Below are 16,316 nucleotides of genomic sequence, written 5' to 3'. Positions count from 1 at the left end.
TTCTATTGGTCGTATTGATGATTGGTTGTCGATATTGGATTGTTCGTCGAGATTGCCATACCGGCTAGCGATTGGCGTAATAGGCCAAGCCTCTCACCCACGGCTTGCTTTTTCCATCGATGGTGGAAAGAGCTACGGATGAAGCCGTAGGGGCGTCACTTTGCCCTGATCCCGACTGGTCCGGATTGGAATCAGGCTTAGGATCGGGGGTCGGTTCGTTATAGCGGTCGGAGTCTTTGATCGTTGATCCGTCTGCTTCGTTGTTGAGTGCCGGGTCTGGACCGGTGACTTTAAACTTCCATGTGTAGTCAACCCCCGTTGGTAGCTTTTCGGCGTTCAACTGACTGGTACCTTGGGCCCAAGGGATTTCGTATGTTTTGCCACCTCCGGTGAATACGAAAGAGTAGCTGCCAATTTGATTCCATGTTTTCACCGATCCGCCGGAGACCTTGATGAGATTCGTGTCATTGGCATCCCAGGAAAGGGTCGGCATGGTAGTGATTTCCGCTTTGATTTTGTTGCCGACGGTATTGCTGTTGGCAGTTTCAGGGGTGCTGATATGTGACGTATCAATGAAGTATTGCTGAACATTTACCGTATCGCAGGTGCTCCAGTTACCGGAAAGCGGCCATTCTGCTCTGTTCTCGTGAAGATCAGCATTGTAATAATCCTTGGCCCTTACAACAAAGCCTGTGACGCGCCCTTTTTTGGACCAGGTCGCCACACATGTATTGTTGCTGAGTTCCAGCTTCACATTGGTTGGAGGGTCGACTGCTGTGAAGGGCGAAACGGATGTTTCGCTGCTCGACGAACCACTGCGTTCCGTGACCACGGTAATCGTTGGCTTAATCTCTTTGTAATACCACTCGTTCTTGATGTCGAATTCGACGGAATAGTCCGTGGCATTGGTCTCTACGGATCTGTCTTCGTCTCTGATACTTACCGTAATCGACTGGTATTTCGAGTTACGGGCGTCATTGATCCGCCCGCTCACCACAATCTTGTCGCCATTCTGCACTGCGGAGATGGTTGGTTTGTCAGGCTTACCCCAAGGCGAAACGGCATTGGACACGGCGGATGGCTGACTCCAGTTCATTTTGTTATGCGCCTTGACCGTGGCGGTATAGGATGCGCCATTGGTAATCGCATTGTCGTCGAATTTGAACGTGAAGCTTGTACCTTCAACCTTTTGCGTCGGATTCGCTATATTGGATCCATTTAACGTCACCTCATAGCCGTCGACGGCGGAGAAATTGCCTTCCGGAGCTTTCCATGTGACAACGACGGTGTTCCTGCCGGCTTCGGCCTTCACATCGGTCGGCGCGTCCGGAAGCTTGTCAGGCGTGCCTTCCACGCTGTTCGACTCCTTCGACCAGCCGACCTCATTCTTGGCCTGCACCTTGAACGAGTACGTCTTGCCGTTCTTCAAACCGGTAATCTGGCAGGAGGTCACGGAACCGCACAATTTCTCGCCGGAACCGTCGCCGTTCCACGTCACCTTGTATCCGCTGATCGGGCTGCCATTCGAAGAACCGGCCGTCCAACTCAGATTCACCGCGCCATCCTGCGGGTCTCCCGCGATGGGGGAGAGCAGAGGCGCATCCGGCCTGTCCATTACCGAAACGTTGATGGTGCCTGTTATCTCACGTTCCTTCGTATTGGTGGCATCACGCACGTTGACGATCACCTTGTTGGTGCTCGCGCCGATGTCGGAAGCTGCGCTGATCGACACCACACCGTTTGACGGACAGTCCACGGTCAGCTTCGACGCGCCGTCGGACGTACATCCGGTCACGGTTAATGCGGAATCGGGGAACGGATTGTACGCGTCGGCAAGCAGGTTCACTTCCTCGCTGCTTCCCGCCTTGACCTTCACGGTTTTCGCGTTGATGCGTGCCAAAGGCCTGTTGGAGGTCGTCACGCGAACCGTGACGCCCGCGTTCACCGTGCCCCTCGAATATTGGATTGAAATGGGCACGCTCACCGTGGTTCCCGGCGACGTGGTTTTGTCGGCGGACACGGTCAGTTTGCCGTTAGAACTCACCTTGGCGCTCACCTGGTCGGAATCAGCGCCACCCGAATACGTGTACTGTTTTTCGTCGTCGTATAGGTCGGACGCCGAATGGGTCAACGCGGTCAGGTCGATGGTGGTGGCGCTCTCGCCGGCGACCACGTCGATGGTGGACGAAGAGAACGTCGGCGCGGGCACGTCGCGCCCGATCACGGTGATCGGCAACGTTAACACTGCCGAATTGATGATTTTCACCTTGTCGTTCTTGTCGCGCTTGCCATCCACCGCGGTGAAAGTGATGGATGCAGGGCCGGAGTAGTCCTTCGGCGCGGTGAACTTCAACGTCTGGTCGTTCACATACAGGTCGCCGTCCGCGGCTTTCGTGGCGCTTACCGAATCGGCGCCGTCCACATACGCGGTCTTGCCTGCGCCCACACGCACGTAATCGGCGATATTGATGGTGATCGTCTCTCGCGCGTTCACCTTCAAAGCCGGCGCTTTCGGCCGAAGGGCCGGCGGAAATACGCCGTATGCGGGCACTTGGATGAACGCCGTGGACGTGATGTCATACGTCGTGTTGGTCACGGTGTATGGCACGGCTCGCGCCTCGTCCGTCAATTCCACGGTAATGGTCGTGGACTTGTCTCCGCCTTTGACATGCGCATGGTCGGTGGCCGAATCATCAACGGCCACGTGCAGTTCGTCGGCGCTGCCGGAAGGGTTCGCAATCCATTGCGAAACGTCCACGTCGACCGATTTCTTGTCGATCGTCGCCGAAGAAGGCACACGGTAGTCGTATGCGGTCGGCGGTTCGATGGTGGCGTTGCCATCGACGTTCACCGTCAGCGTTGCTGTGTCTGACAATCCTGCCTTGTCTTTGACCGTATACACCACGTAATAGGTGCCCGCCTGCTGAGGCGTGGTGAAGGCGAGCGCATTATCCACTACGTTCACATTGCTGATGTCTTGCGATTCGACGTCTTTGCTGACGGTCAGGTCGGTGTTGTCTCCGGAAATGTCGTTTTGCGCCACGGGTACGGTTGCCGCGGTGTTGGGGCGCAATGTGATTTCGTCGTCGCGTGCGTACACGCCCGAGTCGGTGCCGGATTTGAACACGCCCACGCGGATTTGCGCTTGGGATCGTTGGCCGGTCCAGTCTTCGACGGCGTATGAGAAGGTGTCGGTTCCTGCGGAGTCGGCATATGCCTCGTATACCAGGTAGGTGGCTCCGACTTCGCTGATGCGTCCGAGCGTCGGAGCCTTGTTGCCGAGGCCGAGCAGCTGCACGTCGTCACCATCGGCGTCGATGCCGGTCAGGATGATTGGGATTTGTACTTTCTGCCCTGCCGCAACCTGTGCTTCAACGTCGGATGGTGTTGGCGCCGCCTTGTTTTCGGCGTCTTTTTGATGCACGTTGATGGTGATTGTGGCAGATGCCGCGTTGCCGAGATTGTCTTTGACCGTGTATGTTACGGGGAAGGATCCGGTTTGGTTGGATGCTTGGTATCGTACGGTGTTGCCTGATACGAATACGAGTCCTTTGAACGTGCTCTTGTCGTATTGCAGGTCGTTTTGCAGGTTTACCGTGGTGCCGTCGGAGTAGGTAACGTGGTCGAGCACGTCGATGGAGACGATGCCGTCGGTGCGTACCTGCGTGGTGATGTTGTCGGCTTTCGGTATGGAGTTGGAGGTGGTCAACGCCGGCGGCTGCAGTACGATCACGCCGGTCGACGTGCCTGCTGCGTTGGCTACGCTGTATTTGATTTGCACGGGTTCGGTCGGCACCTGTCGTGCGGTGATGTAGACGCGCTTGTTGCTCACGACGCCGGTTTTGATGCCGCTTGCCGCGTCGGCGGTCACGTTGGTCACGGACAATACGCCGCCCATCGGGTCGACGTCGTTGGCTAGGGGCTCCACGATCGCGGTGTTGTCGGCGCCGAGCAGTGCCACGTCGTTGGCGGCGATGGGTTTGGCGGAGTCTCCGGTTGCGGCCTGTACTTCGATGCGGGCCAGGCCGGTCGTGGGAATAGATCCTTGCGTGATGGTGTAGGGCACGTAGTAGGTGCCGGGGTTGGCCGCGCTGAAGGTGAACGACATGTCGGTGGCGTTCATGGCTGTGGATGCGCCGGATGGGGTTTCCACGGCGGTCAGCTGCGTGGGTTCGGCCGAGGTGCCGTGCACGTATTGTTTGAGCGAGACGGTGGTGCGTGCGTCTGGCGTGGTCTGCTTGACTACCGGATCAATCACTGCGGCCAACGTGTTGGCCGGTTTCACTGAGAAATACACCATGCCGGTGCCGGTCTGCTGTCCGTCGGAAACGGTTACTTCGATGCTGGCTCTGCCGGAAGACATGGATCCCGCGTTGAATACGAGCTGCCCGTCGGCTCGCGTGGAGACGGTCACCTGGTCGGTGTTCTGCGGGGTTGCGGATACAAGCGTGAGCGGATCGCCGTCGGGGTCGGAGAAGCTGCCCAAAGCGTTGGTGGTGTAGGTGGCTCCTTGCTCCACGTCGATTTCCGGTGGCGTATCGGTTTGCTGGGGCGCGTTGTCGTCGTTTCCGACCAAGGTGAGGTTCACGTTGGCGTTGGATGTCTGCCCGCGTCCGTCGGAAATCTCATAGCTGAACGATACCGATCCCTCGGCTGCCGCGGATGCGTCGAGCTGCAGGTATCGTCCGTCATATACGGGTGAGACGCTGATGTTGGCTCCGTCCGGGGCGCTTACCGAGGTGATGCGCAGCACGGAACAGTCGGTCTGCTCGTCGTTGCGAAGCACGTCGAGAATCTGCTGCGATCCCGTTCTCGCGCCGAGCAAATCGTCTTCCGCTTTGATCTGCCCGGATTGTGACGAGCAGGTTTTGCTGAAATTATGCTGGTTGTTGGCACTGTCGTTGTTCTGTTCCTGCTGCTTCGACTGTTTGGTTTCCACCTTGTTCCATTGGATTTTGATGACTTTGGTGGATTCCTGCGGATTCCAGACGTTGCCGTTGACCACGTCGTTGAGTATGACCAGACGATGGTTGGTGCGGAATATCAGTTCCGAAGTGGCGTTGATGTTGGTCAGGGTGTCGAATGTCGTGTCCGAACCGTCGGCGGAGCATGCTTTGGCGTAATTGTTGGCTTTCTGTGCCCATGCGGCGAATACGCATCCTCCTGTGGATACCGGCTGGGCGGCCTCGCCTTTGCCGGAATTCGGGGTTTCAGAGGTTTTCTTGGTGCTGAGGTTCACCGTTGCGAGTCCACGTGGTGTCGCCACGGCCACCCATCCGTTCTGTTTGCCGTCCGTGGAAGGGGCTTGCAAGGTCATGTCGCCCTGCAGATTGATGGCTGCGCTTCCCTGCGGCCAGTACACGGTGCTTTTCGCCGCCACGACCGGGGTTGCGTCGATAACGGTGAACGATTCGGCATGCGGTGCGCCTTTGATTGTGTCTGTTTGCTCGTTCGTGCCCTGCGGCCCGTCGAGGCTCAGCACCGCACCATCGGAAGCACGGTATCCGTATACGGTTCCGTCGTGTGTCACCGCGATTTTTCCACCGGATCCCAGCTTCATGTTCGGCTTGTCGGTGGTTGGATTGACGGATTTCACATCGGAAGCGGATCCCACCCACACATTGCCGGTTTTGACATTGATGAACGCTGCGGTGTCGCCTCCGACAATGGTTTCGATATCCGTTTTGATGGCGGTGTTGCCGGTTTCGCTGATGGTGGAAGCCGCGATGCTGCTGGCTTTCGTACCTTCGGAAATCACGGTGTTGCCATTATGTTGGGCCACGTCGAAACGGGAGGCCGCGGATGAGACTCCAGCGTTCACATCCTTGTTTTTCGCATTGAATCGTGCGGCCTTGCGGTCCTTCAGCGAAGTGATCCACACGGTGCCGTCGTCAAGTTGCACATGCCGTTGCGTCACCGAACGGACGATGAACGCGCCTGCGATGATGCCCAGCAGCAGAAGCAGCATGATGATCGGTGTGATCCACCGTCTGCTTCCCGACGGCAACAGCAGTTTGCGCATCATCGATCCGAAGCGCAATTGACGTTCATACGATTGTGCCGACTGATTGGCTGCGTTCTTGCGTTTGCCCATTTCCGGTTCTTCCCTGAATGTTCCGATTGTCGTTGTGTTCGTTCCGGACGTCGCCTGCGATTGAATAATGCCGTCGGCCGACCCTGTTGCGAAATGCTGCGATGCTTATGGTTTAGCTGCGCACGCGATCGTAGGATTCTGCGACATCTGACGGTCGGTCCGGATGAGGCTCACCTGAATGCAGGTCTGCGAGCCGTCGGCGGGTTCGATGCTGATATGAGTGTCGGTGGTGGTGGTTCCCTGGGCGTTCGAATCGATGCCGGCATCGCCGACCAGTGACCACACGTACGAATCCCCATCCTGAGGGTCGGGGTTCACCCAAGTGAACTGCACGCTGCTGCCATCGGCGGAATATGACCCGGTCATATTCTCGACACTGGGCACACTGCCGGTGGTGATGGCCGAATCCGGTGAATCGTTCTCCTGATCGCGTGTTCCTGGATTCTTGATCTGCACGCTGCTGTTGTCGGAAGCGGAATCCATATTCGGCATGATCACATACGCGAACACCAGCGCGACGGCTGCAATCGCGACGACCACCGAAACAATGATCGCAAGAGGCTTGGCCCAAGTGCTGCGCTGCTTTGGGGCAGTCGGCGAAACCTGAACGTTCGCCTGCGACTGTGCGTACAGGTTCTGCGGGAACGGTGGCTCACCCTCAACCGTGGTCGGCGTGGCATGGCCATACAATTCCTGCTGCGCACGCTGCATGTCACGCGCGAAATCGTATGCGGAATAATATCGGTCCTCCGGAGTTTTATTCAACGCCTTGCGCAGGATCCGCTCCACTTGCTGGGGAATATCCGGCCTGTTGAGCTTGGGCAGCGGATTGGTGAGAATGATGTTTCGCAGCAGAGCGCCGCGATTTTTGCCTCGGGTTGCGCCAAGAGCTGCGGAATAGCCGTATTTGTACGGCGACTGGCCCGTCAGCATGGCGAACAGCGTCGCCCCCAGAGAATAGATGTCAGAGGATTCGTTGCCTCCGCCGTTCTTCGCAAGCACTTCCGGCGGAGCCCACGCGATGGTGTAGCCGATGCCGGGGCGCCCGTAAATCGTTCCCGCGATGCCGAAATCGGAAAGCATGGGCATGCCATGCGCGTTGATAAGAATATTGCTGGGCTTGATGTCGCGGTGGATGATGCCTTCGCGGTGCGCCGTGAAAAGGGCGCTTGCCAGATTGATGCCGACGGTGAGCATCTGGTCTGCGCTGAGACGGTTGGATTCCAGGAAGGTCTTGTAATTGCCTCCCGGAGCGTATTCGAACACGGTATAGCCGTTGCCTGTGGTGGTGACTCCGCTTTCATACATCGAAAGAATGTAAGGGTGTGATGAGATCTTGCCCATGAAGTTCGCCTCGGAACGGAATCTTGCCGCCGCGCGCAGGTCGAGCGTTCCCCTGCTGACTTTGATGGCCACCTGACGGCTGGGGGAAAGCTGCTGGTACAAGTACACATTCGCTTCGGAACCTGAACCCAACTTCTGGGCGAATGCGTACCCAGGGATTTGAGGGGGAGTGCCGTCCATGGCTTCCATATGCTCTCTTTCCTCGTAGTGCGTATGTTTTCAGCCGCTCTCTCCAAAGGCCATGTTAGCCGAAGACCAACCCAAAAACCTACCAGTAAGGGGTTGAATATTCGCATGCAAAGACGGGCGTTCGAGGCTGTTCCCATGTCTTCCGCCCCTTTCGCAGCCATCGAGCCTTCCGGCATAAGTTTTCCCATTGCCGGATTCTGTCAGGTAAGGGAGGATGAGACTAGTAGTGTTGGGAGGCATGATGGATTTGGAAGATCTTGCTCACGTCACGTTGGTTGCGGGAGCGCCGCGCAGTGGAAAAACGGAGTTTGCGTTGGACATGCTGATCGCCGCGATGAAGCGGTATGGTGATGCGAATGCCGTGATGACGGTGTCCGGCAGACAGATCGCCGACATGTTGGGCGATCGCGCGATCCGTGAATTGTCGGCGGTTTCGCAGGCTCGACCGGTCACCACATTGTCGGCCATCGCATTCCGCCTGCTGGCGGCCGCAAGATCCGCACAGGGCGAACCGTTGCCGAAACTGTTGAACGGCGCCGAACAGGATGTGATCATCCGCAAGGTGCTTGCATCACATGTGGAACATAGGCAGCATGGCGACGAGTGCGCTATCTGCGATCTGCTGCGCGTATATTTCGCTGTTTCCGAATGGTCCGGACTGGTGGTCGACGATTCCACCGACGCATTCGCCAGCCAACTGCGAGACATGCTTGCGCGCATGAATGAAATCGGTGCGAAACCGGAGCTTGAAGACATGCTCATCGCCCGTGCGGCCAGCAGGAATGGCGAGCTTGACGCGCGTCGTGAACGCCTGCGTACCCAGTGGCGTCTCGCTTTTGCGCTGCGTGAGGAATACAATGCGGCGATTCGTGCAGCCTATTCCGGCGAATACCGTCTTGATGCGTCACAACTGATGATCGACGCCACCGAGGCCGTGCCTGACATATGGGATGCCGATATTCCAGACATGCTGATCGTCGACGATTTCCAGGATGCGACGTTGGCTGGTTTCGCTCTGCTTGAGGCTTTGCATAATCGCGGGACGCGTCTGCTGTTGGTGGGCAATCCCGACGAAGCCGTGCAGACGTTCCGTGGATCGTATCCGGAATATCTGTTCAACGAGGCGCAGTCGCGCATGGGAGCGCGATTGGAGCGCATCGAAAACCTGTATGCCGCATGCGAAAATGATGGCGCGCAAACCATTCGAAACGCGTCGAACAGGCAAAACGTACATGATGACTATCGCACGCTTGTCGCGACCCGCGTAAGCCTGTCGATCGCAAGCACGGAACCGACTGACGTGCCCCTGCCGGAGCGCCCAGGCAAAATGCGGAACATACCGGGGGCGATGCCTATCGAAGCATTGCCGTCCGGCAATACGGATGCTTGCGTCACGCCTGCCGACGGCAGTGTGGAAACGGCCCTGTACCGTTCCTCGTCCGAAGAGCTCGATGACGTGGTGTGGAAGATCAAAACCGAGCATTTGCAACGTTCCCGCGAATGGAACGACATGGCTGTGATCACGCATGACAATGCCACCGTACGCGCGTTCGGCGAACGGCTGCGTGCCGACGGCGTTCCCGTGCGCTATTCGAGCGTGACGCGACCGTTGAAGGACGAACCGTTCGTGCAAGGCCTGTTCGCGCTGATTGAATTGGCGGAATTGAAAAGGCGGACAATCGCGGCTTCGGGCATGGACCCGCAGGCGGCCGGATCCTATATTCGTTCACGTGTGGCGTCGATCATGGCATCCCCGCTGATTACGGTCGGCGGCGACAGGCAGCATGAAGGGCGCCCGGCCCGTCTCGCGTCCGTGGAATCCGCGATGCACGCGTTGGCTTCGCTCGCTGAGATTGTGGGCGATGATGAGATTCGCGCGCAGGATTCTGCAAACATGGCGAAGACGGACGTTGAACAGCAGTCGTCGCTGCTGCGTTTGATGGCGGATTGGCATGAATACATGGCGAAATGCCATGCGATTCCCGACGAAGGTCAACATGATGGTGGGCATGATGGAGACCAGGATGATCCCGTGTTCGATATGGACGCTCTATACGTGCTTCTTTTGGAAGGAAACACCGATCGTGTGATCGACACGATCTCCTCCGTGACGGGCTCGGATCCACAGGTCAAGGCTTTCGCGTCATTGTGGAAGGTGCTTGACAAAACGTGCGAGGCGGAACGCAAGCTGGTTTTGCGCGAACCGCAATACGTATTGGATTGCGCATGGCGTGCCTGTGGAAAAGCGGAAATCTGGCAGCGCGTAGCCTTGGAAAATTCGGCGTCCGGCCGTGCCGCAAACGACCGACTTGATGCGGCGATGCGCTTGTTCGACTACGCTTCCGGCGGCGAATCAAGCGGCGAGTTCGCCGCGCACACCATCGAAGCGTTCATGGAACAGGTGCGCTCGCTGACCATCGAGGCGGATTCGTTGGCGCATACCGCGCCCATCGACCAGGCGGTGACGCTGACCACGCCCGCGGGCGCGGCGGGAAGGCATTGGAACCTGGTGTTTCTGCCGTCCTTGCAGCAAGGGCAATGGCCGAATCTTACGCCACGCAACACATTGTTCGGCGGTGAGGAACTCGCCGATGTGATGTTGCATGGCGAACTGTCCGATACCGTCACCACTTCGGCGGGCAAGCGGGATGCGCAATTGGCTGCCGTGCTCGCATCCGAGCAGAAAAGCTTCCTGGTGGCATTGACCCGTGCCGATGAGCGTGCGGTGATGAGCGCCGTGCTGAACGACGACCACGTGCCATCTGATTTTCTGTACGGATATGTGCCGGAATGGTTTGACCGCGATAGAGACGCCGATATGGAACGGCGCGAATATGCGGCGATCGGCAGTCAGGGCGATTATGCGGGACTTGAATCCGATCCCCGTGGTTTGATCGCGGCCGCGCGAAGTGTGCTTGCGATGGAACCGCCGGACAGCCCGAAGGCGCGTGACGCCGCTGCAACATTGGCATTGCTGTCCTCGCGAGGCATTAGGGCGGCTAATCCCGATTGTTGGCCGTTCGTGGAGGAACCTGTTTCGTCCGCTGCGCGGAAAACGATTCAGGATGGCAAGACACGGCAATCCGACGTGGTAACCCTGTCTCCGTCCGCGGTGGACGATCTGTGGGCGTGCCCGGTGTGCTGGATGCTTGAAAACCGTTTCTCCGGCCCGCGCATGGGCAGCGCCGCCACGAGTTTCGGTTCGCTGATCCACATGGTGGCGCAGAAGGCCACCGAAGCCGGACTTGACATGCCGGAACAGCATACTGCCATCAGCGATATGGACAACATCGACGCGATCACCGAGCAAATGTATGCCGAATATGAGCGTCTACGCGGCGATCTGAACGGCATCACCGATCCCGCGCAACGATATCAGGCATTGAAAAAAGATGAACAGGCGAAGGATGCGTTGCGTAACATCGCCACGTATTTCGTTCAATCGAATCATGGTGATTATCCAATTAAAAACAATGATGCGTTCAGCGTTGGAAAACTCACGAAAGCCGAACCTGAACTGAAATTCACCGCAAAATTCGATTTCGACGATATTCTCGCAGCCTACAATGCGATGGACGGCATTCATGCGATTTCACGAAACGAATTGATCGCCATTATGGGAACGTTGGTCGGAGGATGGCCTCAAACAGGCATGAGCGAACATCTCACCGTACGCTTGACCGGCAGAATCGACCGTGTGGAACGTCGTGATATGGCGGACGGCACGCAGCAAGTGCGTCTGATCGACTACAAAACCGGTGCAAGTCCGAACGGCGAAGGCCTGTTCAATGATCTGCAGCTCGTCTGCTACCAGCTGGGACTCGTGTTCCCCGAAGGAAGCGGTCTGCATGGGGCACAGGCGGTGGCTGCTGCGCCGAACATCACGCAAAGCGCGCTGTTCCACGTAACGAAGCATGCATTCCCGGCACCATATGGCAACACCGCCGCCGAATCGCATATGCAGCAGGCGTTGTTCGCGAGCGGAAGCCTAAATACGGGCGCATTCGTGCCGCGCTACTACATCAAAAAACTTGACAAGGATTTCCAAGACGGACTCGACGAGATGCTTCCACCGATGGAAGTGAGCGACGAGCATTGGAGCGAATTCATCGGCTTGCGAGACACCATGGCGGTATGGTCTCTCACCATGATCGCCAGGGTCTTCTACGCGGCCGCAGCCAGCAGGGCAAACGAAATCACGGCAAGGCCAACATCGGAACATATGAAATATTGCAGGAACACTGCGGTCTGCCCGGCCTGCGCGGGCGAACAGAACACCGTATTCGAAAGGAGAACGGCATGAGCGGAACCATGAAATTCACCGACAGTCCGGAACAGGCCGCCGTTATCCAAGCGCCCTCCTATGAGGATGTGGTGGTGGTCGCCGGTGCCGGATCGGGCAAAACCTACACAATGACCAGGCGAATCATCACACTGATCGAACAAGGCGTGAGCCCCGAAAAAATCCTCGGACTGACTTTCACGCGCAAAGCGGCTTCGGAACTGCTGTCGCGCGTGTCCGCGGCCGTGAGCCGTAACCAGCGTGAACGTGGGCTGAAATCGGCGAATATGGCGTTCCTCAAACCGGAAGTCTCCACGTACGACGCTTTCTTCCAATCCATTGTGCGTCAATACGGACTGCTTGTCGGCTTCGACCAAAACACGCAGCCATTGAGCGAGGCCGGAGCCATGCAGCTCATCCACACCGTGCTCGACAAGCATATGGTCGATCTCATGGCGTTCGACGGCGATTTGAAATCGTTCAACACCATAGCGGGCAACGTATTCGCCCTGTCTAACGCCATTTCTGGAGCTATGATCGGCAGCGGCTGCACCAGCTTCGACGAGGCGGTGCAACGTGTGCGCGACTGGGATGAAGCGTTCATCAGACAGGTTGATAAGGCGCTTGACGGCGAAACCGTGCCAACTGAGCAGCCGAAATCCCCAAAACCGCCGAAACGGCTGAAAAAGGATTCCGATGCGGATTACGAAAAGAAACTGGAGAAATACCGCGAACTTGGGCACAGCATGTGCGTATTCAACAGTATGCAACTCGCATCCGTCGCCAAGCAGCGCAACTTGCTGCTCGACCTCGTGCTTGATTATCATGCCGAAAAACGCGCCTGCAATATGGCGGAATTCAGCGATTTCACCATCGCGGCATTCCAACTGGTCTCCCGATTCCCATCCATCGGCGCAACATACCGCAAACGCTACTCGCATGTGCTTCTCGACGAATACCAAGACACCTCCACCACGCAGGCCGCACTGCTAAGCGCGCTGTTCCACGCTGACAATACGCATCGCAGCGCGGTCAACGCGGTCGGCGACCCCTTCCAATCGATCTACGCATGGCGAGGCGCAAGCCCGGGCGCATTCCGCATGCTGCAACACGATTTCGGCATGGACGCCACCAGCAAACCGTTCGCATTGACGGTGACACGGCGCAATTCGCGCATGGTGCTCGAAGCGGCGAACAATCTCACCAAACCGTTGCGACTGCCAGCCAGACGCCTCAGCAGCTCGCTGATGCGCGAAGTCGACGTGCCTGCACTCTCCAACATCGAAGAAGCTCCCGAAGGCACGATTGGCGTGCTCGGATTTGCCACATTCGGCCAGGAAGTCGATGCGGTCGTGCGCTTCGCCAAATATGCGATCGCCCTGCATACGCCCTCTGCGCGTGACCTCGACCATGGTGCGAAAGACAATCGCCCGCATGTGGCGGTGCTGTTCCGATCCAAAGGAACCATGTCGAAATACGCGGAAGCGCTCGAGCAGGCCGGGCTGACCACGCTGGTCGTGGGGCAGGCGGCCCTGCTGGAACGTCCGGAAGTGCAGGACGTGTTCGCCCTGCTGCACGTGGTCAGCGACCATACCGACAGTGCGGCGCTTATGCGACTGCTGGCGACGCCACGATTCGCCGTTGAAGCCGACGATCTGCAGGCGCTTGCGGACACGGCGGAGCGAGTGAATACGGTGTACCGGTATCGTGCGCTCGTATCGGCGGGAATTGTTCCTGCGCATGCTACGAAAGCTGGGAATTCCGGTGATTCTATAAATTCCGGTGATTCCGGTACTTCCGGGAAAACCAGTGATTTCGGAAATGGCGAAACAATTTCCGACTCTGGTCTGTCGAATGCTGAAATCCGCTCCACTGTGCGCGAATACCGCGACCAAGTGCCAAATGCTGTTTTTCTGGTGGATCTCATACTGCGCGACGATCTTGAACAACTCATCGATGGCAGGCTGAGCCGCAGGGGAGTGCAGGCGGTGCTGCGTGCCGCGGATATGCTCCGCCAAGTGCAGCGCGTGCTCGGCCACCCGCTGCCGGAGGTGGTTCGCGAAGCTATTACGGCGTTGAATCTTGACATCGACATGCTACTGGCTCGGCATATGCGTGCCGATCATGCCGAGGCCACGCTTGACGCCTCCCACGTGGCGCTCGCCAAGTCGCCGATAGACGCTGTGATGAAACTCGTCGACACGTATATGCAGGAGATCGCATCGCAAGGCGTGCCGAGTCTGCGCGCGTTCATCTCATGGGTGGATTCGCTGCGCGACGCTTCCGAAGAGAACGCGGTGGCCCCCGATGTGCCCGTCGACGTGGTGTTGATGACCGTGCACCAGTCGAAGGGGCTTGAATGGGATGCCGTGGCCGTGGTCGGCATGACCGATGGCGGATTTCCCAGTAACAAGGGCGACAATCTGAGCGTGGCCGTTGATGAAACGCATCTCAATGGTTTCCGGGATGGCGTATGGACGCCTCCCGAATACCATGAAAACGCCAAAACGTGGCTGACGAATCCCGCCGCGGTGCCTGTTCCTGTGCGCGTGGATGCGGATATTCTGCCGCGATTCCCCCATGACGCGCTCGTCGGCTGGAATCCGTTGGAGGCCTTGGAAGCCTTGGAAGATGCGGAAATCATCGACGATGAAGTGTTCGGCACCCTGCGCACCATGAATGTCGACGACATGGAAGGCGTCGATCCTGATGGACTGTATTTGACGCAGAGCGAGGAATATGGCCGCCGGTTGCATGCCGACGAGCGTCGTCTCGCATACGTGGCGTTGACCCGCGCCCGTCATGAGGCGTTGCTCACCTATAGCGAAACGAATGTGGAAAGCCGTGATCCGCGTGCCGTGGGTGAGCGCAGACAAGTGGCCAAACCGTCGAATTTCTGGCAGGAAGTGTATGACTCCATGCTCAATATCGTTTCCAAGGCGAATGAACCGAGCAATTTGGACGATATTGCGGAAGTTGAGGACGCCACGGGTGTAGATTTTTCTGGAGATGATTTTTCCGAAAATGGCATTTCCAGCTTGCATTCGATTGGCGCGCCATTGCCAGACGGATATTTCGTGGGCGAGCATGCCTGCGATTTCGAGGATGCAGTGGTCGGCGATGCTTGGAACGCGCCGCTTGAGCCTCTGGAAGGCGAGCGATTCCTGCCATGGCCGTGCGATTTGACTGAAGCGACTTGCGAAATGTTGCGTTCGTCCGCCGATCAGGTGCGTGATGCGATGGCCACCACCGCTGCGGACTTGGATGCCGGCGTGGGGGCGGATGCTGTTGCTGATGACGTTGCGCTCGGTTCGGTCGGTTCGCTGCTGCATTGCGCGCAGCTGCTGGTCGATGATGACAATCTCATGCCCGACATGCTGACCGACGCATCGCAGGACGCGTTCGACCGTTCGGTGCGTGCGCAAGGCGAGAAGATTCTTGCGTCCGGCCGTCAGAACGTCACTTCCCTGCAGGCGCGCGCGGGCATGATGAACGATCGTGGCGCCCGCACCTACTGGCGTGGGCTTGTGCGTCCGATTCCGAACGTTGCCTCGCCGGCCGCGCAGCTGGGCACGCAGTTCCATGCGTGGGCGGAACGGTTCATTATGGCCGACGTGGATATTGATTGCATCGTCGACGGTACCGAAGGCAACGGAAATATGCGCGTAGCTGAATCGAGATCGTCGATGCTTGCCGAAATCGAACGCAACAATAGGATGCAATCTCAAGAAAATAATGCGGCGGTCGAAAATACGGTCGAAAATACGGTCGAAAATGCAATGGAAAATGCAATGGAAAACAATGCATTGTTCGATTGGCAGCAGCGTCTTGCGGCGTCGGCATGGGCGCAACGTAAGCCTGCGTGGGCGGAGCGGCAGATTGTCGTCAATGTGCCGCAATTGGGCACCATCGTCAATGGCAAGCTTGACGCGGTGTTCTTTGGGGGTCTCAATGAAAAGGACCAATCAAAACAATATACAATAGTCGATTGGAAAACTGGAAAAAAACCTAGAAAAAAAGAAGAAATACAGGAAAAATTAGTACAGTTGGATATGTATCGGATGCTGCTGTCGGCAATGGAAGGCGTACCGCTTGATGCTATCGACGCCTGCCTCTACTATCTGAGTGAGCCTGTTGAGGGCAATCGGCAGCTGAACGCCGCCGATAAAACAGAAGAAGAGATCCTTGCCGAGTTGAGCTACGGAATTCCGAAACAATCCGACAACGACTAGTGCTGGTGCGCCAAGAGATGCGTGTATGCATCCTGCTTGTTCTTGATCATCGTTGAAAAGCGGCGCTTTCCAGCCTGTCCGTAGGGTAACGCACTGCGGGCAGCGTTGTGGAGGAGCGCCGCTACCCTCGTGCAGCATGTGTGGGCGGGCACACGTGCCGGACGCAACGAAAGTT

At 57.6% G+C, this 16,316-nt stretch carries 4 protein-coding genes; 2 read left to right on the top strand and 2 right to left on the bottom strand.

The features are described 5' to 3' along the window. Positions 1-64 precede the first annotated feature (64 nt). The gene (locus NBH13_RS04840) at positions 65-6,094 is read right to left on the bottom strand and encodes an Ig-like domain-containing protein (protein WP_250779150.1); all 6,030 of its coding nucleotides are present in this window, start codon (positions 6,092-6,094) and stop codon (positions 65-67) included. A gap of 105 nt (positions 6,095-6,199) precedes the next feature. Next, the gene (locus NBH13_RS04835) at positions 6,200-7,627 is read right to left on the bottom strand and encodes a serine/threonine-protein kinase (RefSeq protein WP_250779149.1); all 1,428 of its coding nucleotides are present in this window, start codon (positions 7,625-7,627) and stop codon (positions 6,200-6,202) included. A 238-nt stretch (positions 7,628-7,865) separates the two neighbouring features. Here NBH13_RS04835 and NBH13_RS04830 point away from each other — a divergent pair, with 238 nt between their 5' ends. Together NBH13_RS04830 and NBH13_RS04825 are read left to right on the top strand one after the other, a co-directional pair. After that, positions 7,866-11,930 (top strand): PD-(D/E)XK nuclease family protein, encoded by a 4,065-nt coding sequence (locus NBH13_RS04830; protein WP_250779269.1) that lies wholly within the window; start codon positions 7,866-7,868, stop codon positions 11,928-11,930. After that, a complete protein-coding gene (locus tag NBH13_RS04825; RefSeq protein ID WP_250779148.1) occupies positions 11,927-16,141 on the top strand; it encodes an ATP-dependent DNA helicase in 4,215 nt (1,404 codons plus the stop codon). The genes NBH13_RS04830 and NBH13_RS04825 overlap by 4 nt, the downstream gene beginning before the upstream one ends. Positions 16,142-16,316 lie beyond the last annotated feature (175 nt).

The sequence above is a fragment of the Bifidobacterium intestinale genome, assembly GCF_023656765.1.
Taxonomy (GTDB): Bacteria; Actinomycetota; Actinomycetes; order Actinomycetales; family Bifidobacteriaceae; genus Bifidobacterium; species Bifidobacterium hominis.
This window is presented reverse-complemented; position numbering and strand designations above follow the sequence as displayed.